The sequence below is a fragment of the Candidatus Moraniibacteriota bacterium genome (genome assembly GCA_016699795.1).
Lineage (GTDB): Bacteria > Patescibacteriota > Minisyncoccia > Moranbacterales.
This window is the reverse complement of the sequence record CP065011.1, coordinates 380,692-405,384: the sequence shown is the minus strand read 5'-3', so window position 1 is coordinate 405,384 and position 24,693 is coordinate 380,692. Positions and strand designations below refer to the sequence as shown.

At 35.5% G+C, this 24,693-nt stretch carries 18 protein-coding genes; 14 read left to right on the top strand and 4 right to left on the bottom strand.

Features of this window, described 5'->3' with window-relative positions; translation table 11 throughout:
* Positions 1–165 precede the first annotated feature (165 nt).
* From IPN70_01970 to IPN70_01920, 11 genes are all read left to right on the top strand, one after another.
* Positions 166–1,356 carry a hypothetical protein gene (locus IPN70_01970; GenBank protein ID QQS61676.1) on the top strand — a complete coding sequence of 397 codons (1,191 nt, stop codon included), beginning with the start codon at positions 166–168 and terminating at the stop codon, positions 1,354–1,356.
* A gap of 77 nt (positions 1,357–1,433) precedes the next feature.
* Entirely contained in the window at positions 1,434–6,284 is a 4,851-nt protein-coding gene (locus tag IPN70_01965) for a fibronectin type III domain-containing protein (protein ID QQS61675.1), read from the top strand.
* Between the two features lie 170 nt (positions 6,285–6,454).
* Positions 6,455–7,651, top strand: coding sequence for an ABC transporter permease (locus IPN70_01960; protein ID QQS61674.1), 1,197 nt, complete (start codon positions 6,455–6,457; stop codon positions 7,649–7,651).
* A gap of 20 nt (positions 7,652–7,671) precedes the next feature.
* Positions 7,672–8,979: an ABC transporter ATP-binding protein gene (locus tag IPN70_01955; GenBank protein ID QQS61673.1), complete on the top strand. Its 1,308-nt coding sequence runs from the start codon at positions 7,672–7,674 to the stop codon at positions 8,977–8,979.
* Positions 8,980–9,059: 80 nt separating this feature from the next.
* Complete coding sequence (locus tag IPN70_01950; protein QQS61672.1) at positions 9,060–9,845, top strand: hypothetical protein; 786 nt, start codon at positions 9,060–9,062, stop codon at positions 9,843–9,845.
* A gap of 217 nt (positions 9,846–10,062) precedes the next feature.
* Positions 10,063–11,358, top strand: coding sequence for a UDP-N-acetylglucosamine 1-carboxyvinyltransferase (gene murA / locus IPN70_01945; GenBank protein QQS61671.1), 1,296 nt, complete (start codon positions 10,063–10,065; stop codon positions 11,356–11,358).
* 34 nt (positions 11,359–11,392) lie between these two features.
* Positions 11,393–12,400 (top strand): rod shape-determining protein, encoded by a 1,008-nt coding sequence (locus IPN70_01940; GenBank protein QQS61670.1) that lies wholly within the window; start codon positions 11,393–11,395, stop codon positions 12,398–12,400.
* A 15-nt stretch (positions 12,401–12,415) separates the two neighbouring features.
* Positions 12,416–13,537, top strand: coding sequence for a glycosyltransferase family 4 protein (locus IPN70_01935; protein ID QQS61669.1), 1,122 nt, complete (start codon positions 12,416–12,418; stop codon positions 13,535–13,537).
* 11 nt (positions 13,538–13,548) lie between these two features.
* The gene (locus tag IPN70_01930; GenBank protein QQS61668.1) at positions 13,549–14,679 is read left to right on the top strand and encodes a glycosyltransferase; all 1,131 of its coding nucleotides are present in this window, start codon (positions 13,549–13,551) and stop codon (positions 14,677–14,679) included.
* A gap of 1 nt (position 14,680) precedes the next feature.
* Positions 14,681–15,592 (top strand): hypothetical protein, encoded by a 912-nt coding sequence (locus IPN70_01925; GenBank protein QQS61667.1) that lies wholly within the window; start codon positions 14,681–14,683, stop codon positions 15,590–15,592.
* A gap of 4 nt (positions 15,593–15,596) precedes the next feature.
* A complete protein-coding gene (locus IPN70_01920) occupies positions 15,597–16,763 on the top strand; it encodes a hypothetical protein (protein ID QQS61666.1) in 1,167 nt (388 codons plus the stop codon).
* A gap of 18 nt (positions 16,764–16,781) precedes the next feature.
* Here the strand turns inward: IPN70_01920 and IPN70_01915 are convergent, their stop codons facing one another.
* Genes IPN70_01915 through IPN70_01900 form a run of 4 tightly spaced genes read right to left on the bottom strand, consistent with a single transcriptional unit; the run spans position 16,782 to position 22,712 of the window.
* Complete coding sequence (locus IPN70_01915) at positions 16,782–18,671, bottom strand: glycosyltransferase family 39 protein (protein ID QQS61665.1); 1,890 nt, start codon at positions 18,669–18,671, stop codon at positions 16,782–16,784.
* Positions 18,672–18,686: 15 nt separating this feature from the next.
* Positions 18,687–20,291 (bottom strand): glycosyltransferase family 39 protein, encoded by a 1,605-nt coding sequence (locus IPN70_01910; GenBank protein ID QQS61664.1) that lies wholly within the window; start codon positions 20,289–20,291, stop codon positions 18,687–18,689.
* Positions 20,292–20,309: 18 nt separating this feature from the next.
* Entirely contained in the window at positions 20,310–21,743 is a 1,434-nt protein-coding gene (locus tag IPN70_01905; protein ID QQS61663.1) for a cysteine--tRNA ligase, read from the bottom strand.
* Between the two features lie 48 nt (positions 21,744–21,791).
* Positions 21,792–22,712 carry a magnesium transporter CorA family protein gene (locus tag IPN70_01900; protein QQS61662.1) on the bottom strand — a complete coding sequence of 307 codons (921 nt, stop codon included), beginning with the start codon at positions 22,710–22,712 and terminating at the stop codon, positions 21,792–21,794.
* 108 nt (positions 22,713–22,820) lie between these two features.
* Between IPN70_01900 and yidD the strand changes: the two genes are divergently transcribed.
* The 3 genes from yidD (at position 22,821) to dnaJ (ending at position 24,635) form a co-directional block, all read left to right on the top strand.
* A complete protein-coding gene (gene yidD, locus IPN70_01895) occupies positions 22,821–23,123 on the top strand; it encodes a membrane protein insertion efficiency factor YidD (GenBank protein ID QQS61661.1) in 303 nt (100 codons plus the stop codon).
* A complete protein-coding gene (locus IPN70_01890; protein QQS61660.1) occupies positions 23,107–23,361 on the top strand; it encodes a hypothetical protein in 255 nt (84 codons plus the stop codon). Before yidD ends, IPN70_01890 begins: the two co-directional genes overlap by 17 nt.
* 161 nt (positions 23,362–23,522) lie before the next feature.
* Positions 23,523–24,635 (top strand): molecular chaperone DnaJ, encoded by a 1,113-nt coding sequence (dnaJ, locus tag IPN70_01885; GenBank protein QQS61659.1) that lies wholly within the window; start codon positions 23,523–23,525, stop codon positions 24,633–24,635.
* Positions 24,636–24,693 lie beyond the last annotated feature (58 nt).

The window sequence follows — 24,693 nt, the reverse complement described above, 5'->3', positions numbered from 1 at the left end:
CTATTGGTCGAGTAGTGTAAGTGGTACAAATGCGTTGAACCTCAACTTCAACTCTGGGAGTGTGAATCCCGCCAATTCCAACAACCGCGCTAACGGGTTAACGGTTCGGTGCCTTAAGTATTGATTTCGAAAAGGAGTACCTTCGGGTACTTTTTTCGTTTTTTTATGGAAAAACTTCTTTTTGATCTTTTCTCTGCCTATTATGTTGCTCGAAAAAATAAAAGAGGGACTATGAATGCCGTGTCTTTTGAAATCGAATACGAAAAAAATATCATGGAATTGTATCAAGACATTGTCGAACGTCGGTATGAAATCCGCCCGAGTATTTGTTTTATTGTACATAAACCGGTAAAGAGGGAGATATTTGCTGCTGACTTTCGAGATCGTGTCGTTCATCATCTTCTTTTCCAATATATAAACCCTGTTTTTGATAAACAATTTATTGCTGATACGTATAGCTGTCGGAAAAAGAAAGGAACTTCTCGTGGAATTGATCGTGTGAATTACTTTCTTCGCTCGTGTTCTGATAATTATCAGAAAGAATGTTGGATTTTGAAATTGGATATCGAGGGATATTTTATGTCAATGGATCGTACTATCCTATGGAATATGATATGCACAGCTTTTTTTCGTAAGAAGAAAAAAGAAGATAATCTTGATTTAATTTTGTATCTTCTTCAAAAAGTTATTTTTAACGATCCAACAGATAATTGTTTTATAAAAGGACAAAGAAAAGATTGGATTGGATTGCCTCGCAAAAAAAGTTTGTTTTTTGCCAAAGAAGGGAGTGGATTTCCTATTGGGAATCTTACTTCCCAACTTTTTGGAAATATATATATGAGTGGGTTTGATCATTTTGTTCGAGAAACTCTTGGTGTGAAATGGTATGGACGATATGTGGACGATATGATTTTTATGGACAAGAAGAAAGATTTTCTTCTTGAAATTCTTCCAAAAATTTCTGAATATTTGTGCCATTCTTTGGCTTTAAGTATTCATCCAAAAAAAATATATTTACAACCACTTTTTAATGGGGTTTCTTTTCTTGGCGTGCGTATAAAACCGTATCGTACGTATATTGGTCCAAGAATAAAGAGGAATTTTTTTATAAGTATAGGGAGAATGAGAAATTCTTTTAAAAAAAGAACTTTATTGAACACAAGAGAGCGATACCAAATACTTTCTCGAGTAAATTCTTATTTAGGATGTATGGGCTGGTGTCGAAGCTATTATTTGAGAAAAAAAATGATAGATCTTTTGATGAAAAAAAATTTAGATCGATACTATACTGTTTCTGAAGGAATGTTACGGATTACATCCAAATGGAATCCTTGTAGAGACGGAGAGAAGGGATAGGCGGTTACTTATTTTTATTCTTCGAGGAGATAAAAAAATTGGAAGAAATATTTTTTGTATGGTATACTTTCTCTTGTATGAATAGAACAAAACAAAAGAAACAAGGAATCTTCTTTTGGATGTATGCGATGGTGTTTTCCTTCGTTTTTTTTGGTATGTTTTCGGGTGAAGTAAGAGCAGCTGATCCAATAAGTGGAACATATACATCGGCAATTAAAGACTTTGCTTTTCAAGTAGGTGCTGAAGCGCTTACATGGACGGAAACACTTCCCGCAGGAACATCGATATCCGTAGAACTTCGTGCAGGGAATATCTCAGATCTTTCCGATGGTATGTGGACTGCGGTAACGAAAGAGGCTCCTCTTGGAGAATCGTTTCAAGGGTTTCGTTATTGGCAGTATCGCATTACCCTTGCTACTTCAGATGGGAATTTTATCCCGAGTATTTCTGATATTTCTCTTATAGGCTATACAGGGGAGCTCATTTCTTCTCCTTTTCGAAGTGAAAATTATGGAAATACATTGGAAAAAATTTCATGGACACAATCAGGTAATTCTTCAACATCCCAAGTGCATTTTCGGGTACGAACATCTTTTAACGGATCAAATTGGACTGCGTGGTGTGGTCCAAATGATGGAGGGTCATCATGTGATCAAATGAGTGTTTTTTCTGATAGTTCTGGAGGGCAAGCAATAGATACTTTGTTTCAGAGTGGAAATGATGATATGTGGATCCAATACAAAGCAATTTTTGCTACTACAGTCCAAGAAATGTCGAGTTTACGACTTAATTCTGTAGGAATGGAGTATGATCGTGTTCTTTGGAGCGGAACACGTGAAAGTATAGTCAAAGACATCTCCCAAATCGGAGATTTCCGAACCATCTCTTGGACAGAGAATCTTCCCAATGAAACTTTTCTTTCAGTTCAGCTCCGTGCAGGAAATACTCCGACACCTGACGGAACATGGTCTTCGTGGATTCCCATTTCCAATGGGGGAGATATATCCCAATTTACAGGCAATCGCTATCTTCAATATACCGTTACCTTTTCTTCGTATGATGCAGATAATATCCCAAGCATCTCCGATGTCACTCTCTCCTATATCTTGCGTCCATTAGGAACATTTCTCCTCACTTCTTCTCCTTTTAACTCTTTTGATCCTACCAACCTCCTCTCCAAAATAGAATGGAATGAAACCATTCCTCCTCAAACAAATATACGTTTCCAACTCCGAACCGCACCAGATCTAACAGGATCTCCTGATTGGAACAATGGTTCCAAATGGTGTGGACCTACAGATTGCGCCCTCACAACAAATAGCAATGACTTTGCTTCGAGTTTTTACGAAACAACACCACAAGGAGAATCTACCAATCCCATACATCTAGAAGGAAACAATGATCAATGGTTACAGTATGCTACCTGGCTTTCTAATGAAAACACCGGAGCCACTCCAACACTTTCTCAAGTAACGCTTACCTATCTGGTAAACGCTTCTCCTATGATTCAAAATGTAACTGCTACTCCCAATACAGATAAAACAGTAGATATCACCTACGAAGTCAAAGATCCTGATACAACTACAGGAACCAATACTCCAGGATTTATTACTCCGAGCTTTTCCTATTGGGATGGAGATTCATGGGAAAGCATTGCTTCTAATACTCTAGCTCCCGAAGATGTACAAAACAAAGCAGTGAATCAAGATTCGTACACAACACACACAGCTACCTGGACTCCTTCACTTTCTCACTCAAATCTCTATCTTTCTGGATCAGCCAAGATTCGTGTCACTATAGGGGACAATGAAGGAGCAAATAATACAGCAAATGCAGAATCCAATACCTTTACATTGGATACAAAGATTCCAGAGAACCCTTCTCTTTCTATAGACGCATCCACTCAAGATCTTCTTGATACCAACACCACATCACTCCTTACTCTTTCTGTATCTGAAGACTCTCAACGATTCATGAAAGTTTCTCTTTTTCCTGATCTCTCTGATACTGATTGGGAACCCCATACTCTTAACAAAACTATCAAACTCCAAAGTGATCCTGATACCGTCTACGCACAATTCAAAGATCAATACGGAAATGAAACACAAATCATTGCTACTGAGAGTATAGAGACTCCTTCTCATATCATGACACAAGATACTTCTAATCTTTATCTTACTCCTCCTGAATATCGAGTCTTTCTTAGTTTCAAACCATCAGAAATCTCTTCTCAAGAATTCTCTCGTTATGAACTCTTCAGAAAAGAAGAAGGGGGTTCTTATGGTACTGACCCTCATGATATACGAACAGTTCCTCAAGAAAACTTTCTTACTGATTCAGGAGGAGGTGTTGATCCTAATACTCTCTATACGTATAAAGTACGAACCAAAGATACACTCGGAAATATTTCTTTCTTTTCTCAAGAAGTAACTGCCAAAGCAAATGGCATCCAAGATGCAGGAGAGGGTGGTGGTGGAGTTGATGATAGTTCTCCTTCTATTGCCAACGTAACCGTAGAATCTAAAGACACCACAACCGTAACTATCACATGGGAAACAGATGAACTCTCTGACTCTCGTGTAGAATATGCAACCACTCCCAACACCTATACCAAACAAACAGGAGTCTCTACCTATGCTGACACCCAAGCACAATCAGGACTTCATAGAGTCACTCTTACCAACCTCACACCAAACACTCCCTACTTCTTTAGAGTTGCCTCTACTGATCCTCAAGGCAATACCGGAGTCAATGACAATAATGGCAATGGATATGAAGTCACAACGAATCCTGGACCTTCTATCAGTGGTGTAGCGGTATCAAGTGCTTCTAACACACAAGCAACCATATTCTGGAATACGAATGTCCCTGCAGACTCTGTACTCCATTACAGTGAAAACAAGAATGGATCTCTTATCGATCCTATCACTCTCTCCGGATCAAGTGTTCTTACAAAAAATCATCAAGTAACCTTAGATGCTCTTACTCAAGGAACCACCTACTATTTCTACGTTACCTCCACCGACTCACAAGGAAACATTGCCAATGACAATAATGGAGGAAACTATTTTCAATTCTCTACAACACTCGACGAAACACCTCCTACCATAACGAATCTTCAAACATCTCTTATCTCAAATGACAAAGCAGTTATTACAGCAAACACAGATGAAGAAGCATCCTTCCTCCTTCAGTACAGAAAAAAAGGAAGCCTTACCTTCACACAAACAGAACAAGGAACAACATACGATAGATCTCACTACAGGGTACTCGATACTCTTACTCCTGATACAGAGTATGAATATCAAGTGAGTGTTAAAGATATCAATCAAAACGAATCACAGAGTGATATACAAACAATGAAAACAACCTTAGATCCAGAATACAATCATGCACCTCTTTCAAAGATTCATACTATCAGTGATCCTCCTAAAGTACTCACTGATCAAAAAGCAGTCATAACCTTCCAGACGGATCAAGCAGCAAACTGCATCCTTGAATATGGAACCCAATCAAGAAACTACCAAGAAGTTCCTCAAACAGAAGCGACAGGAATCTATGACACACTCCATTCCCTGCATCTTGGAGGACTCATCTTTAACACAACCTACTTCTACAAACTTCTTTGTGAAGATAATCTTGGAACCCTCATAGAGAGTGAAGAAAAAAGCTTCACAACAAAACTCAAACAAGTAGACAGTGGAAGTGAACAAGCAGAATCTACTCCTCCCTCTATCTCAGGAGTCAAAGTCAAAGACATTACAGGAGAGAGTGCTGTGGTGAGTTGGGAGACGGATGAAGTGGGGAATAGTACTATTCGATTTGGGAATACAAAAGAAATGGAAAACGCAATGTCCGATCCTTTAGTCAACTCCTCCCTCCAAAACTACACCACCTCCCACTCCGTAACTCTCCGAGGCCTCATCCCATCTACCAAATACTACTACTCCGCCCTCTCTCTCGACACCGCCGGAAACATAGGCACCTCCTCCCAACAAACCTTCCAAACGCAATCTCCTTCTTCCATCTCTTCCATTAAAGCTTCTTCCAAACAAATAGGGGAAACAACTATCACATGGAAAACTTCCACTCCCACTACCTCTATTGTTGAATATGGAAACACAGAAAACTATGGACAAACAAGAAAAAGTGAAGAACTCAAAAAAGATCATGAAATTATCATAAACAATCTTTTAGAAAACTCTACCTACCACTTCCGAGTAAAAGGAGAAGATGAATCAAAAAATCTCTTCTCTTCTTCCGACTCTACCTTTGAACCAAAGTCTCCACCACAAATCAAAGAAATCAAGATAGAAGTTCTTTCAGACAGAGAAGCAAAAGTAAACTTCCTTACTGATACTCTTACCGACTCTCTTGTAACCTACAAAAACAAAAACAAAGAAGAAGATCAAAAGAGTGAAGGAAATCCCTCCCTCCTCCAAACTCACTCCCTCACCCTCAAAGAACTCACTCCTGGAGAAAACTACGTTCTTACTGTACGAGTCAGAGATGATATGGGAAATGAAACTCTCTCTGATGAGATAGAATTCACTATGCAAAAAGATGAAACTTCTCCTACAGTAGAAAGAGTCTCTACCGACTCCGCTCTTTCACAAAACGGAAAAGTACAAATGATTATTAACTGGCAAACAGATGAAGATGCTTCTTCCTCCCTCATCTACAAAGAAGGAAGAGCAGGAGAAGAAAAAACAGTGAATGTAAGTTCTTCCCCAACAAAGAATCACATCATTGTACTCACCTCTTGGAAACCAGGAACTCTCTACTCTTACAAAGTCATAGTAAAAGATCTGAGTGGGAATGAAACCATAACCAAAGACTACATCACCCTTACACCACAAACAAAAGAATCTGTTGTAGAACTCATCATAAAGAACTTCAAAGAAATCTTTGCTTGGACGGGAGGGTAGGAGGGGAGACCTGGTTGTTTGTGGTAAAAGAATTTAAAAAAAAGAATCTAAAAAGAAAAAAAGATATATTATATGTACATAAGAAAAGTGGCTTTTAAGAGATGTTTTTTTGGGTATTTTTAAAAATATTTTTTTGTGCTATTATTGTTTTAGTATTAAGAAACAAAAATATGAGAGTTGATGATGCAGTGCTTCTTTCCGTTAGAATGTTCAAGGCGAGGGCTATGCGAACATTCCTTACCATACTTGGTATGAGTGTTGGTATTGGTGCTGTTCTTTTTCTCGTTTCCATAGGATATGGTCTTCAAAGTGCTCTTTTGGATCGAATTACTACGGAGGATTCTGTTTTGACCCTGGATGTTATAGAAGCAAAAAAAAGTGTTATTCCTTTGAATGCTTCAATAATTGAAGAATTAGAGAAAAATGAAAATGTGAGTCAGGTGAGTCCCGCTGCAGAATTAGCATCTCAAGGTATTTTTGATGGAGTTGGTCTAGATATTCCTATTATAGCAACAAAGCCTTCATTCTTTAGTCTTGGTGGGCTTCGTATTAATTCTGGAGAATTTTTTTCTGATGAAAATATGTCTGGTGTTGTTGTTACATCTTCTCTTGCTGCGGTTTTTGGAGATGATAAAATTATTGGAAAAGAAATAGACCTTTCTTTCTTCTTGACAGGAAAAGAAAATGAAGATGAAGAAGAGGACACTCTCAAACAAGTAGAATCTTCTACGAAATATTTTATTAGTGGAATCGTGCAGGGAGAAGAGAATATTGCTTATGTACATCTTAATTCCCTTAATGTTAAAGAGATTCCTCGATATTCTGCTCTTAAAGTAAAATGTAAGGCAACTGACAAAATGGCTTCCGTTCGTGATTCTGTTTTGGAAAAAGGATTTATTGTTTCTTCGCTTTCTGACACGGTAGATCAAGCAAATAAAATATTTAGCATTATTCAGGTAATATTACTCTCTTTTGGTATTATTGCTTTGGTAGTTAGTGCTATTGGAATGTTTAACACTATGACTATCGCTCTTTTGGAACGAACGGAAGAGATTGGAATTATGAAATCAATCGGAGCTTTTAATTTTGATGTTTCCCTTCTTTTTGTCCTAGAATCAACAATTATGGGATTTCTTGGAGGCCTCGGAGGAGTTTTCTTGGGGCAGGTCGGGGGTGTAGCTCTTAATGGGTTATTTAATTTGATAGCGAGTCGATTTGGAGGACAATCAGTAGATCTTTTTTATAGTCCTGGATGGTTTGTGGCCCTTATTATATTAATTGGTGCGGGAGTTGGATTTTTTACAGGGTTTATTCCCGCTAGACGTGCTTCTAAAATTGATCCATTAGATGCATTGCGATATAAGTAAAAAGAAAATCATTTTTTGTTATGGAACCTATTGTTAAAGTTCGAGATCTTAGTGTTATTTATAACCAGGGAAAGCCTAATGAGTTTCATTCTCTTAAAGGTGTAAGTGCTAATGTGTATCCCGAAGAATTTACTATTATATTTGGACCTTCAGGATGTGGAAAATCTACACTTCTTTATGCCATGTCAGCTCTTCAAAAACCAACTTCTGGAGATGTAATGGTATATGATTCAATTATTTCTGAAGCAGGTTTTAAAGAGCAGGCGATATTTCGTCAGATGACAGTAGGGATGATTTTTCAGTCATTTTATCTTATTCCCTCACTTCATGTTTTGGATAATGTGTGTTTGCCGAGAGTATTTCGAGGGGAGAAACGTGCAGATCGTCGAAAAATAGGTATGCAGCTTTTGGAACGTTTTGGAATTGCTGAACAAGCGGAAAAATATCCTAATCAGCTTTCAGGTGGACAGAAGCAGCGAGTTGCCATCGCACGTTCGCTCATTAATGATCCAGTGTTAATTCTTGCTGATGAGCCAGTTGGTAACTTGGATAGTCGCTCGGCAGAGAATGTTATGGAGATACTCCAAGACCTTAAAGAAATTGATAAGAAAGCTGTTGTTTTGGTAACTCATGATCCTTCACACTTAGAACAAGCGGACAGAATTTTTTCTATGAGAGATGGAAAAATTATTGATGAAAAGGTGCAAAAAGGAAAACGACACCAGAAAAAAGTTGAAAGTCAAGAAGTTCGTCCAGAAGAAGAAGAAATTTCGAATGAACTTCGATTACTTCTTCGAACCTTTAAGAATATGCCGAGAGAATATGCAGCTAACCTTCTTAATCCTTACAAAGCAAATCAATGGTTGAATTATGTATTACGAGAAATTTCCGAAGAGCAATTTTCTTTAGCAGAAAGTAGTATTCAAGAATTTCTCATGGGAGCGAAAAATACAGAGACTCTCCGAGAATCTCTCGATAGGGATTGTGACGCGGGAGGTGCAGGATGGGATAAACGTCGAGCCATTTCTATTTCTGAAAGAATGAGAAGGATGATGAATGTTTCAAAGAAGATAAGAGAAGGGGCTACAGAAGAAAATGCACTATTCCTTTTACAATACCTTACAGGAAGATTCACACTTCAATTTACAGAAGAAACTTCGAATATTATGCTTAAAGCATTACGAGAGAGAATAGGAAATACCATTACTCCAGATCAACTTCAAGAAATTTTCGATCGAGATATTTCTTTGGGAGGCGTTGGTATGTATCGCGCTACAGCATCTCATGTTATGAGAGAGATTGAAATGCTTATGCTTTTGGGTTATTGATATTTTGATATTTTTGTGATATACTTGTTCCAAGTGAAAGAAAAACGGGTGAAAAACCCGTTTTTTATTTTTTAAAAAATATGAAATCAAATATATTTTCTATTGTGTGTCTAGATATCGCTCTAGCTTTCTTTATAAGCTTTGGGATATTTGTTTTTGATGCAAAAGCAGATGAGAATATATTGATAACAGCAGAAGATGTATTGAAATCGGTAAATGAAAGTAGAATTTTTTATAATACCCAAGTTCTTTCCTTTGATGAAGAATTAAATAAAGCCGCCGAAATGAAGGCGACGGATATGTTTGAAAGGCAATATTTTTCACATGATACTCCCACAGGAGAAGATCCTTGGTATTGGATTGAACGTGCTGGATACGAATATCGTTATGCGGGGGAAAACCTTGCGATACATTTTAAAAATGCTGATTCGCAGCACAAAGCATGGATGGAGAGTCCTCTTCATAAAAAAAATATTTTAAATGAACAGTATCATGATACAGGAATAGCTGTTCGAGAAGGATTGTTTGAAGGTGTAAATACGATTATTACAGTACAATTATTTGGAACTCGTCGAAATGAAGTTGTTTCCGGTGTTTCAGCTTCTTATAAAAAAGAAGAACAAAATATACATGAAACTGGAAAAGAAATTTCTGATGCAGAGAATACATTTCTTATAGAAGAAAAAAATATTCAAAATGAACAGAAATATAGCTTTTTTCATCAAATTCAGTATGAAAATTTTTTGTTAATTTTTATAGTAAGTTTTGTATTCTTCCCTCTTTTCTTAGTAGGGGGATCTTCCTTAGAACATTCATTTTTTATTTTAAGACAAAAAAAATTAGGAATATTTAAAGCATTAGTTTAACTTTCTGACGTAATTAAAATGAAAAAAAGAAAGATCCTTTTTTATTTTTTGAGTAATAGAGGGAGATGATTTTTAAATTTGAAAGAATACAGTTTTTCTAATACTTTTAAAATAAAAAAATAAAAACTAAAAAAGATTCTTATTTTTAAAAAAAATAGGTATAACTTTTTTGTGGGTAATCTTGCTTTTTAGTAGCTTTTTCGATTATACTTTGAATATGAAAAAGAAATTGGAAATAGCTGATATTCGTCAGCAATTCGTTATTGAGGGGGGTAAAAAACTCACAGGAACAATTGATGTTCGGGGGTCAAAAAATGCTACCGCACCTATACTAGCAGCTACAATTCTTACGAAAGAAGAATGTATTTTGAAGAACGTTCCTCACATTGAAGATGTTGTGGCGTTATCGGAAATCTTGAAAAGTATGGGGGCTCGCGTGGTTTGGATTGATAGGCATACGCTTTCCGTGTGTTGTAAAAAATTGTACCCAGAAAAAATTGATATTTCCTTGGTCAAAAAAATTCGTCTTTCTATTTTACTTTTAGGCTCTTTGTCGGTCCGTTTTGATGCATTTAAATTATATCACCCTGGGGGATGTAAAATTGGGATTCGTCCAGTAGGAACGCATTTTGATGCTCTCTTGAAGATGGGTGTGGATGTTCGGCAAAAAGATAATATTTATTTTATAGATGCATCCAAAAAGCATGCTGAAAATATAACGCTTCGAGAATTTTCCCCTACAGCAACAGAAAACATAATGATGTTGGCAGCGAGTATAGAGGGAAAAACACGCATAAAAATTGCTGCGGCTGAGCCACATGTGGAAGATCTTGGGCGATTTTTGCAAAAAATGGGTGCGAAAATAAAAGGATTAGGAACACACACACTTGAAATCGAAGGACAAAAGACTTTAAAAGGTGCTCAACATACAATTATTGCTGATGCAAATGAGGCAGCTACTTTTCTTATCCTTGGTGCGGCAACTAAAAGTGATATTGTAGTAACGAATGCACGAGAAGAACATCTTGATTTGGTTCTTGAAAAGATGAGAGAATTCGGAGTTAGTTTTGAGATTAGAAAAAATTCTATACGGGTTATTCCTGCTAGAAAATTAAAATCTGTAGCAAAGATTGATGCACGTATTTACCCAGGAGTACCTACGGATGTGCAAGCACCATTCGGAGTTTTGGCCACGCAGGCTGAGGGAACAACTATGATTCATGACACTCTTTTTGAGGGACGATTTAACTATGTAGGAGAATTACAAAAGATGGGTGCAAACGCACATATTTTAAATCCTCATCAGGCAGTATTTACAGGACCAACGCAATTATTAGGAACCTCAATTAATTCATTCGATCTCCGTGCAGGAGCAGCTCTTATTATTGCAGCTCTTATTGCTAAGGGTAAAACAATTGTTCGAGATGCCTATCAAGTAGATCGCGGATATGAACAAATAGAAGAAAGACTTCGAGGTATCGGAGCGAATATAGAACGTCAATGGGAGTCATGAATCAATGATTGAAACCAAGGAGTAAAGCACTACTATGTTTATACGAAGAATAGGTATTGATCTAGGAACAGCACACACACTCGTTTATGTTCCAGGTAAAGGCGTTGTCGCAAATGAACCTTCTGTTGTTGCTGTTTCTTTGTTAGAAAAGCGTGTTTTAGCGGTAGGTAATGAAGCAAAGGATATGCTCGGACGCACACCTGATACTATCGTAGCATCACGACCTCTTCGGGATGGAGTTATTGCTGATTATAGAATGACAGAAGCTATGCTTCGTTATTTTATTAATAAGGTAAGTGGCCGGTATCGATTATTTCGACCAGATGTTGTTTTGTCGATTCCTGCAGGAATTACTTCCACGGAACGTCGCGCGGTTATTGATGCGGCTGTAAAGGCTGGAGCTAAGCATGCTTATGTTGTAAAAGAACCAATTCTTGCAGCTATTGGAGCTGGGATTCCTATTCATGAAGCTCAAGGAAGTATGATTATTAATATTGGGGGAGGGACCTCTGAAATTGCAGTTATTTCTTTGGGGGGTGTCGTAGCTGTAAATAGTGCTCGAGTGGGAGGAAATCGTTTTGATCAAGCTATATCGGATTTTATAAAACGAGAGCATGGACTTGCTGTGGGAGAACGTACGGCTGAAGAAATAAAAATTACTATTGGCTCAGCAATGGCACAAGAAAAAGAGGAATTTATGGAAGTTCGAGGGCGAGATTTGATGGGGGGATTACCAAGAACTATTCGTTTAGGATCTAATGAGGTTACAGAAGCGCTTCAGGATGAGCTTCGGGAAGTTATTCATGCTATAAAAAAAGTCCTTCAAGAAACTCCACCCGAACTCGCAGCTGATGTTATGGATAAAGGTATTATTCTTTCTGGAGGAAGTGCAAAACTTAAGAATTTAGAAACTCTTATAACAAAAACAATTAATGTTCCTTGCTATGTAGCAGACGACCCACAGTATTGTGTGGTGAAGGGAACAGGGAAGGTTCTAGAACATTTAGATGTTTATAAGAGAACGCTTTCGATGACGAGATAATAGAGTATTTTCTTTATGAAAAGAAAGCGAATAGGAATTGATATTTCACGAGCCTTTTCTTCTTGTCCAACGGGGATTGAAAAATATACGAGCGCTTTGTTGGAAAATTTTTTTGTTTTTTTGAAAGAAGAACAGGTTACTCTTTATGTGCGAAAAGATGCAAAAATTCCTTGGAAGAAAATTCCAAAAACGTGGCATATTAAAGAAATTCGATGGAGATTTTTTTGGACACAAATAGGATTGTCATGGGAAATGTTGTTTTCTCCTGTAGAGGTTCTTTTTGTTCCCTCACACACAATTCCATGGATCTCTCCAAAAAAAACGGTAGTAACCATTCATGGTTTAGAATATGAAAGAATTCCAAAAGGATATTCTTGGTATGCTCGTACTTTTATGAGATTTTTTGTTCGAAGATCGTGTGAGAGAGCATCACGAATCATCGCTGTTTCAGAAGCTACAAAAAAAGACATTATTTCTTTCTATCATATTGATCCAAATAAAATAACTGTTGTTTATGAAGGTCCAGGATTTTTCCAAGAGAAGGACGTTTCTGTTTCAGGAAAAGATATAAGTAAAAAATTAAAAGAAGTTGATACATTTTTTTTATATTTAGGACGATTAGAATATCGAAAGAATATTATTCGAATTATCGAAGCATTTTCAATCATAAAGAAAAGAAAAAAAATAAAACAAAAACTTATTTTGGCGGGGAGTCCAGGTTATGGATATAAAGACATTAAAAAGACATTAAGAAAAAGTTCTTTTTCTAAGGATATTTTGGAGTTGGGATATGTAAATGAACAAGAAAAGATATGGCTTCTTAAAAATGCTGATATACTTATTTTTGTTTCTTTATCTGAGGGTTTTGGATTGCCTATTATGGAGGCTCAAAAAATGGGAATTCCTCTTGTTGTCTCAGATCTTCCTGTTTTTCGGGAAATTGCTGGAGAGCAGTCATTTTTTGTTGATTTCTTGAATAGTAATGATATCTCTGAGAAAATAGGGGAAGTTCTTGATAATTCGAAAGAAACTCAAGAACGAATTCTTTTGGGAAAAGAAAATGTGAGGAGATTTTCTTGGGAAAAAAGCGCTCAAGAGGTATCATCTATAATAAAGAAAGAATGTTACCGAATTTAATAAAGAGAATTATGATAGAAAAAAAGAGAATTGCTCTTGTACACGACTTTCTTCTTTATCCAGGAGGAGCGGAGAAAGTTCTTGTTGATTTAGCAAGATTGTTTCCAGATGCTCCTATATATACACTTCTTGTGGATCTTCGTGGTTTGGAAAAAATCGATGAATCATTTGGAAGTAATCTTTTTGATAGAGATATTCGTCAAAGTTTTTTGGGAAGATTCCCGAGATGTATAAAAAAGAGATATCGATTTCTTGCCCCCTTTTTTCCTTCAGCTGTAGAATCGATGGATCTTCGTGATTTTGATATCGTTATTTCTTCTTCCGGAGCTTGGAGTAAGGGTTTGGTAACAAGAACGCATACTAAGCATATTGCTTATTTACATTCTCCTATGAGATTTGTATGGGACTATGATAAACAATATTGGCGAGATCGTCGTAAGAGACCTTCTCTTTTTCGGCGATTATTCCTTTCCTATCTTCGCCTTTGGGATGTACAAGCCTCCGATAGGCCGGATATCCTTCTTTCTAATTCTTTTTATACAAAAAAACGTATAGAGAAATATTATAGAAGAGAAAGTGAAGTTATTTATCCAGGAGTGTTTTCGGGAGAGAAAAAAGATTATTTTCTTTCTCAAGAAGGTGGTGAATATTTTCTTATTGTTTCTCGTCTTAATGCATCGAAAAGAGTTGATTTGGCTGTTTCTGTTTGTGAAAAATTGGGATTGCCTCTGATAGTTATCGGGGATGGTCCAGAGCGGAAACGTCTTGAAAAAATGGGAAAAAAATATACTCAGTTTTTAGGATGGCTTCCGAAAGAAGAAATGATAGTTTGGTATAAAAAAGCTCGAGCTTTTATTTTTCCTTCTCTAGATGACTTTGGAATAGCTCCAGTAGAGGCAATGCTTTACGGGATTCCTATTATTGCTATTTCGGGAGCAAGTGCCTCAGAGATTCTTTTAGATGATACTTGTGGCATCCTTTGTGATGATCAGAGTGTAGACGGATTGGCTGATGGAATAAGGAGATTTCTTGAAAAAGAAAATACTTTTTCACGTGCGAATATTCAAAAAAAAGCTCAGAGATTTTCTAAGCAGTCTTTCGAAAAAAAGATTTTACAAATTGTTTCTCAAGAAGAAAAATAGTATGACAGAAGAAAATTTTCCTTTTGTGGGAAATGTGCCTATACAAAAAAAAATTGAAATGATTTTGGAGAAGGCTACATTTTCTCACGCATATATATTTTCAGGGCCTCGGCATATAGGAAAAAAAATATTTGCCCAAAGATTTTCGCAAAAAATTATCACCAATACTTCTTCGTGGAAAAAAGATGAAACCGATGGATTTGAAATAGAAAGTTCCATCGTTCGAATAACTCCCCTTAGAGATGCAGAAGAAGCGAAGGTTGATTCTGAAATTAAAATTGATGCGATTAGAAAAGCTCGACGACTTTTGTCTATGGGAGATTCTAGACGAAAAAAAATATGCATTATCGAAGACGCACATGCTATGAATCTTTCTTCTCAGAATGCATTACTTAAAATTTTAGAAGAGCCAAAGGATGGTGTCATTTTTTTTCTTTTGACACATACTTTAGGCAGGCTTTTACCTACAATAATTTCTCGTTGTGAAGTTGTTCCATTTTTTTTAGCAAGTGATGAAGAAATGATGACTTTTGAGCATGAAAAAATTCCACAGCAAGATTTTCAAAAGATGATTTTATTGGCAGCTGGGAGACCAGGAAGATTGAAATCTCTTATGGAAGATCCTCATTTTTTTAAGCAAAGAGAAATATTATTTCGATTTTTCGAAAGTTTCTCAAGAAGAACAGTTTTTGAGAAATTAGCCTTTGCTGAAAAAGTTTCTGCAAAACCGGAACGTTTAAGAGAATTATTGGAAGATTGGATTGAGTTTGAGCGTAAGAAGAGCCGATCGAGCAATGTCTTGCCCAAGCATTGTTATGATATAATTGAAAAAATAGAGGATTCTTATGGCGTGTTACGCCAAACGAATGTTAATGATAAACGAATAGTGAGCGCGCTTTTTCTTTCTTTATAATGACATGAAACTTTTTAAAAAAAAAGATATCCTTGTAAAAAATTCGGTTATAAAGAAGAATAAACTTCTAAGTTTTCGAGGTCCACGTCCGAAAACTATTCTTCGTAAAAAGAAAAGGGATGTAAAGAGTATTTTTAGAATGTTATTTTTTTTCTCTTTTTTTCTCTATATTTTCTTTATTTTTTATGTATTCTTTTTTTCAGGACAATTTGTAATTCGAGACATTACGGTAAAAACTCAGGAGGAAACGACTCGAATTGAAGTTCTAAAGATACTACAAACTCTTTTTGATCATCGAATATATGGCATAGTGCCAGGGAATACTTTTTTTGTTACGGATACGGATAAAATAGAAAAGATTTTTTCCGAACACTTTTCTCCTTTGCAATTTGTTTATGTAGAAAAGAAATTTCCTCATACACTTTCGATTCATATTGAAAAAAGAAACTCTCTTGTTGTTTGGTGTCCACTGAGTCAAGATTTTGAGGAATTTAAAATAAAAAATAAAGAAAATACTAATGAACAAGAAATAAAGAATGAAGAGTTAAGCAAAGAAAATGATAAAAATAAAGAAAAGGAAATGGTTTGTGATGAAGATGAAGAACCTTGTGAAGAAAATAAGGAAGATAAAAAATCAGATGTTGATGAATTTGATAGTATAGGAGATTTACTTTTTACCGATACGGAATGTTTTATCGTTGATGATTTCGGAAAAGTTTTAATGAAAACGAATTTTGCTGAAGAAATACACAAAGAAACTCAAAAAGTTTTCATTGTGAATATGAATGGACATGTTCCCAGTGATGGGGAAATTGTTTTAAAACAAGAAACCATTCGCTTTATCGCAGAATTACCGAAAATATTCCGAGAAAATCTCTATATGGAAATAGCTGAAATTATACGCATACCTTCACCATTTGCTGATGAAGTGACGCTCCGGACGCAAGATGGATGGGATATCAAAATGCGAACCGATACTTCTTTAGAAGAAGCGGTGACTATGATAAGAACCTTTCTTGTCCGAGTACTTCCTCAAGAAAAACAGAATTCTATTCGTTGGGTAGATATAAGAGTTCCTAAAAAAATTTATTATGCCACAAAAGAAGACGAAAAAAATGAACTTTTAGAATCTGATAAAAAGGAAGATCAATCCGAAAAAAAAGAACAATAAACTTTTTTATTAAGAGATTTATTTTTTGAGATCTTTTTCTTCTATGTAATAGATAAAGATTGAATCACCGGCTCTTCCTACGGGAGTGATGTCTTTTAGCCATTTATAATCAAAGGTTCCCGAGGGATTGATTTTGTACATACTTTCGATAAGAAACATTGTTGAGATGGCATACCATCCTGGCTTGGGAGCGTTGTTAGCATGCCAAGGAATAGCTTTTTCTTTAAGCCAATAATTAGGATCAGATCCTCCAAAATAATCAACATAGAGATGTTCAATCTCCTTTTTGGGTGTTGGGAAGGAGGATGTAAGAGCTTTACATTTGGAGGGACAAGTATTCATAGAGGAACTTTGAACACAGCTCATCTGAGAACAAATATTATAGGTATCGATCCAAATTTTAAGATTACGAAGATCTTGTCCCCAATCATAATTAGAATCTGTTACATAGAGATATCCATTTTTTGGTCCGCCAATAAGCTCATTGTAATAAGAAAGATAGCTCGGATAATGAATGATGGGTATAAGAACAACCCATGAAAACAAAAGAGTAAGAAAAATCAAAAAATATTTCGATTTTCGTTTTTGAACAAAAAAGGTTTTTTGTATAAAAAGGAGGGTTGCTATGGCGAATATATAGAGAAAGGGAAGTATGGGAAAAAGATGACGTAATCCAATAGTAAGATTCCCCGTTATACTGAGATATGAATAAAAGGAAACAAATAATCCCATAGAGATCACTTCGATATTTGATCGAAAATAAGAAAGAAAAGAATGAAGAGAAAAAGAAGATCTATTTTTTATTGCGATGAAAAGTTGTGAAAAGGTACCAAAAAGAAGAAGTCCTAGAATAGGAAGAGTTTCTTTTAATAAATAGACAACGGGAAAGTATGCCGGATTGGCACTATTGGAAACAATTCCCAAAAAATAATGAGTATTCCCCCCAGTAACGCGAACGAAGACCATCGCAAGTCCGAGGAGGTATTCACAAAAAATTGAAAGAAGGGGGATATCTGCGAGAAAGAAAATAATTATTTTGAAAAATCCAGGAATTCCATTGTCGGGAAGTTGCGTGTGGGTAAGATCTACAATTTTTTCTATGGGCATATTCCAGGTAAATATTCCATAGATAAGTCCTATAGGAAGAAGAGAAATTAAAAATACTATGAAGATTCTTGTTCCATAATAGATGATATTTTTTTTCAAATCTTGAAAGAAAAGAAGAATTGTTTTGGAAGTATTACAAAGAGAGATTACATAAAGGATAGTGATAAAGGTGAAGAAAGGATAAAGAATAAAAGCCGAAAATTTTACAAGCTGAGTTATTCCAAAAATGATTCCAAAGAAGAAAATATTTTTTGCATTTGGTTTACGAAGAAATTGAATGAAAAAATAAAAAGAGATGAAAATTGCGGTTGCTATGGCGATGTCTGTAGTTACATAATGAGAATGCGCTAAAATAGTAGGATTGAAAGAATAAAGAACGACAACGCCAGCACCTGCCCAAAGGCCAAAAAGTTTTTTTGTCCAGAAAAAAAGAAATATTCCTAATAAAATTGCAATGAGAAGTATAGGAATTCTGGAAAGGAAAGTTATAAGATGAGCATTATTTCCATGAAGAAAAGCTTTGCCAATAGTCCATTGAGCATTAAGACCAGTTTCCCAGTCGGCGGAATGTAGAGGAAAGGTAACATCAAGAAAAAGAAGGGGAATACCAGCAAAAATTTTTATAAGAGGGGGATGCTCTGGATTGAGGCGCATATCAAGATATTTCACATACGAATAAGATGCTGGAATATGAGCCTGCTCATCCATAGTTGTGGACTCTTTCCAAGATACGGAAAGTGATGCAACAAAAAGAAATATCAATGAAAAGATAGCAATAAAAAATGGTGCTTTCGATGACATAGGATGTGATATTTTTTAGGGTTCAAGAAAAATAACAGTAAAGGAAGACACTTGATCTTCTGGAACAATTTTTTTCGTTGTGATTTTACCGTGAAAACGTTCTTTTAGTAAAGTAAGAATGGAATCATTATAATTCATAGGAATAAAAATGGAAGGGATTGTGGGAGGTTCTTCAAGGGTTGTGAGAAAAGTAACATTTTTTTGGTCAAAAGTAAGATATCGTATAACTTGAGCACTTACTGGAAGTCCGTCGGAAACAGTTTGTCCGGGACCATTGGCAAATACATAAATAGGAAGAGTATCTTCAAGAGATTGAATGTAATAAGCTTGCTGAGTAAAGACCGAATTGAAAGCACTTTTACTTTCTTGAGAAGTCCCCCAAAATACAAAATAAAGGAAAAGATTTATCAAAGAAATGAAAATGAGAATAACAATACTTGCTATAAAAGGAGAAAAATATTTTTTTGAAGGAATTCGCGAAATCCAGAGAAAGGGTAAGGATGCAAGAATGAAAACTGCTGGCTGTGTTCCAATGGATCTTAATGCATGAGGAAGGCTTTCATTGGTAAGAAATTCAGGGGCAAGCATAAGAAAGAACCAACCTAAAAGAAAAGAGGTTACAAGGAGTTCGCGATCTCTTTCTTTGAAAATAATTCTTTTTCTTAAGGTATATAAAAATTTCCAAATGAGGGTAATAAGACCTACGCCAAAAGCTATGGATGTGAATATATCTAAGATAGGAAATGGTGGTATATTATGTCTCCAATTTTGATCTCCCCATGTAAAATATTTGATGATACTGAGTGTAAAAGTTTCTTTGAGAGTTCCCCAAAAATCTCCATGATTGATTTCTGAAGAGAATATGGAAATACTACTAGAACGAGAGCTGAAATGTTGAGGATTTTCGATAAAATCATAAAGCATGGGAGAAACAGCTAATAACATAAAGAAAAGAAAGACAAGGCCATGTTTCCAATAGGTACGCAAAGCATCTTTTTTAGAGAGAAGAAGAAAGATAAAAATGACAATGAGTATTGCAGGAGCTATGCGAAAAGCTATATAGGTATGAAAGCCAAGTCCAAAAATAAAACCAGAAATCATAAAAGGAAGAAAGACTTTTGTTCGCAGCCCTTTGAAAAGGAAATAAAATGAAAAGGTAAGTATGAGCGGGAGGGAGATTGCTCGAAAACTTATACGAGAAAAGTTAATAGCCCAAAAAGAGAAAGTGCAGAGAAAAGCTGCATAAAGACCAAGTCGATTACTAGAAAAAAGTTCTTTTCCTAAAAGATAAATACCAAGGACAGTTAAGGTTCCAAAAAGAATGGACCATATTTTTAGTCCGATTATAGTATTTCCTAAGACTTGCGAAGAAAGAGCAATGAGATTTATAAATAGACCTTCTCGACCATTATTATTTTCGTAGAAAAGCTTAAAATCTTTTTGTTCCCATGTGGTGAGAGCATCTGTTCCATTCATAGCTTCATCTGGATATATTCCTCCAGGGATGGTATTTATCCAAAGAATTCGAATAAAAAAAGCTGTTAAAATAAGAAGGGAAAGTATTATTGTGTTTTTATATGTCTTTTTTGAATTTCTATGAAAATTTTTTAGAAACTTCATATTTTTAGATTATTGTATTTATTTTTTTTGAATGGTTTGTGTTTCTTGAGTATCTTGAATTTCATAACCAAAAGATTCTATTTTTTTTCGAAGAGTATCTGCAAGAATATAATTTTTGTTTTCTCGTGCTATTTGTCTTTCTTGAAGAATTTTTTCTATATTTTCAGGTAAGGTATATTCTTTTTCTTTTTTGAGGTTTAATCCTAAAACAGAATTAGCTGTTTCCCAGAAAGAAAGAATTTCTTGGGCATTTGTTGACGAGAAACTATTATTGTGAATAGCAATATAAACCGCATGCATCATTTCATAGATAATAGAAAGCGCTTGAGGAGTGTTGAGATCATCTTCTAGGGCTTTCTTGAAATCAGAAATGTACGGAGTTATATCAAAGTAATTGTTTTGTTTTTCTTCTTTTTCTTGAATGCGAGAAAGTTCCAAAAGAAAAGATTGTATTTTTTCTTTATTTTTTTGAGATTGCTCAAGCGATTCCCATGTAAAATTCATAGGGGATCGGTAATGAGAGGAAAGAAATGCAAGTCTGAGATCGGTAGCAGAAAATCCCTTTGACTCAACATCTTCTAAAGTAAGTAGTGTTCCTTTTGATTTTGACATTTTTTGATTTTGAATAAGAAGATGTCGAAGATGAACCCAATATTTTACAAAGGGTTTTCCTGTGGCACATTCTGATTGAGCTTTTTCAGCCTCATGATGGGGGAATATATTATCTTCTCCTCCGGTGTGGATATCAAAACTTTCTCCCAAATAAGTCATACTCATGGCGCTACATTCAATATGCCAACCAGGATAACCTTTTCCCCAAGGAGAGTCCCATTGCATAAGATGATTCTCATCGGCTTTAAGCCAGAGAGCAAAATCCCAAGGATTTTTTTTATCAGGATGTTTTGCAAGTCGTGCGCCTGTTTTTAGTTTTTCTAGAGAATTTCCTGAAAGTTTCCCATATTCAGGGAAAGAAGTAACATCAAGAAAAATATTTTGATTACTTATATAGGCATGGTTTGAATCAAGAAGTTTTTGTATGAGGGAAATCATTTGGGGTATATGTTCTGTTGCTTTTGGAAAAAGATCAGCATCAAGAATATTCATTTTTTGCTCTGTTTTATGAAAATAATCTTCGTATACTCGGGTTATTTTTTCTGGTGTTGTTTGCTCTTCTTTTGCTTTTTTTTCAATTTTATCTTCACCAGAATCACCTTGAGCAATGTTGTCAGCGGTTAAATGTCCGACATCAGTTATGTTTTTTATATGACGTACTTTATATCCCTCCAAAAGCAAAACACGACGAAGTGTGTCTGCCATAAGATAAGAACGAATATTTCCTATATGAATTTTTCCATATACTGTGGGGCCGCAGGTATATAAAGAAACCTCCTTTTTTTGTAAAGGAATAAAGCACTCTTTTTCTTTCGTTAAAGTGTTGTATAAAACTAACATAAGTGTTCTTTAGAATACGGGTGAATTTTTCGTGATCTTTTTTGGGGATTAAACCCATTTTCTCCATCTGAAGAAAAGATACGTGAAAATAGAGATTAATGCCATAATAATAAGATGAAGAAAAAAAGCTGAAGGTTTGGTATCAAACGGTATTTTAGAAACATTCATTCCAAGTATGTTGGCATAAAATGTCATAGGGAGGAGTATGGTTGAAAAAAGTGTTATAATGCGCATTTTTTCATTGAGTTTGAAGGAAAGAAGAGATTCATTTGTTTTTTCGAGAGATTCAACAGTTTCTTTATCATTTTCTAAGGCATTCCAAAGACGTAAACTTGTGTCAGAAAGTTCACGAAGTCTGGAAGAAAGAATTTCAGGAATAAGATGAGTTTTTTGAGAAGCTAGTGATTCCAGAACAGATCTTTGGGGCATAAGTGTTCGTCGAAAATTGAGAATATCTCTTTTCACATAAGAGATTTCTTTCACCATAGCCTTTTCATTTCCTTGAAAAACATGGTGTTCTATAGTGTCTATTTTCTTTGTAATGTTATCGAGTCTTGGAAAACAAGATTCAAGAAGCGTTTCTAAGAGTGCACAAAGAAGATGTGCGGGAGATTCACTCATATAAAGTCTTCGTTTTCCAATATTTCTTTCAAGAAGAGAAAAAAAATCATCGAGTTGTTGGATTTCCCCTCCTTGTCCTACGCCAGTAACAAGATGATCTTTTGTGATAATAAAATTAAGCTCCCCAGAATAAGTAGTTTTTATTTTTGTATCATAGAGAGGGAGAAGGATAGTGAGGAAAAAACAATTTTCATAAAGAATTGATTTTGCTCGTATGGTAGGAAGAAGGAAGTCTTCTACAGCAAGAGGGTTTATATTGAAATTTTCTTGTAAATATTCAATATCTTTCTCATTTGGTTTGTTGAAATGAATCCAATTGACATTTTTTGTGTGAATTTCTTGAAACATAGAGATAGAGGTAGTAAATAAGATAAAAAGAAAAGTATATGAGAAATAATAGCACGAAAATTTTACATTGACAAAATATTTAAAATAATGTATATTTTTAATCCATTTATGATTAAGCGTTTATTACTTCTTTCAATTGTGTTGTATCAAAAGACTCTGTCTTTAGATCATGGAGTGTTGGGAAAAATTTTAAAAATAAAAATTTGTAGATTTTATCCAAGTTGCTCTCAATATGCTTATGGATCGATAGATCGTTTCGGTGTATTGCGAGGAGTTCGGATGAGTCTCCGTCGTTTATTTCGATGCCACCCATTTCATCCGGGCGGATATGACCCGATACCTAATTTAGGATCTAATCGGGTTCAACTTAGAAAAAAAGAGGAGAAAAAAAGAGATGAAGATAGTACATGAACATCATCAGGACATGCAACATCATTTGAGGTATAATGGTGAATCGCATTGCCCTCGTCGAGTGCAGGGGCATCAACCCATAATAATAGAAGATACCTGTCTCTCTTCTATCGGGAAAGATGAGTTCTGCCAAGAGCATTGTTTATTCCGTCCCTCTCTTGAAGAAAATATATTCTTCTTAGGTGGACTTTCTTTTCATCGAAAAGAAAAAAAAATTGATCAAGCCCTTTCTTCTTAATAAGGGGAATCAGTAGGTAGATATTGATTATAGACCGGCATAAGATTATAAAGAGAGAAAAACTTTATAAAATCTTATGTCGGTTTTTTAGCACTCAAGACTTGGGATTGCTAATTTTTTTCTCTTATGATATTTTTTAAGAAAGAAAAAAGTCTACCCTTATGGATTCACAAAACTATTATGACATTCTCGGAGTTTCAAAAAATGCTTCTCAAGAAGAAATAAAGAAAGCATTTCGAAAACTTGCTCATAAATATCACCCTGACAAAGAAACGGGAGATGTTGAGATGTTTAAAAAAATTAGTTCGGCATATCAAGTGCTTTCTGATCCCAAAAAACGTGAACAATATAATCGTTTTGGCCAGACATTTAATAATGGAAACGCAGGTTCGAATAATGGTTCTGGTTTTGGGGGATTCGAGGGTTTTGATTTTGGTAATTTTGATTTTGGTAATTTTCAAAGAACACAATCTTCCGATAGAGGTTTTGGAGGTTTTGAAGATATTTTTGGAGATTTCTTTGGAAGAGAATCAAGCTCAACATCTGCACAGGGAAAGGATATTCAAATTGACGTTGAGATGGAGATGAAGGAAACTATACAAAATACTATAAAGAAAGTTTCTCTTGAGCGAAGGGCTTTATGTGAGGATTGTCTTGGAACCGGGGGAGAAAAAGGATCTAAACAAATATCTTGTAAAACATGTGCTGGAGCTGGAAAGATTCGCACGCATGTAAGAACTATTCTTGGAACAATGCAACAAGTTGTTCTTTGTCATGATTGTCAGGGAAAAGGAAAAATGTATGAAAAAAAATGTCGAATTTGTGGAGGAGATGGACGAGTTCGACGTCGAGAGGAACTTACTATAACTATTCCTGCAGGAATTGATGATGGACAGACACTTTCTCTTTCTGGAAAGGGTGATGCTGGTGAGTACGGATCTCCAGCGGGAAGTCTTTATGTAACAGTACACGTGCGACCAGATAAGAAATTTACAAGAAAAGGACTCGATGTTCTTACAGAGGAATATATTTTTCTTTCTCAAGCAGTTCTGGGAGATTCGATACAGGCAGAGACTCTTTATGGTACTGTTACGATGAGAATTCCTTCAGGCACAAAATCAGGAGAAATTTTTCGCATAAAAGAAAAGGGATTTCCTGAATTAAACAATCGACGTAAAGGCCATCAATTGGTTCGTGTGCATGTTGAAATTCCAAAGCGTCTTTCTAGGGAACAAAAAAAACTTTTTGAAAATCTTCGAGAAATGGGACTTTGAAATTTTTTGTAGGTATGTATTTTTTGTGCTATACTTAGAAACGTCTTAATTAAAAGAA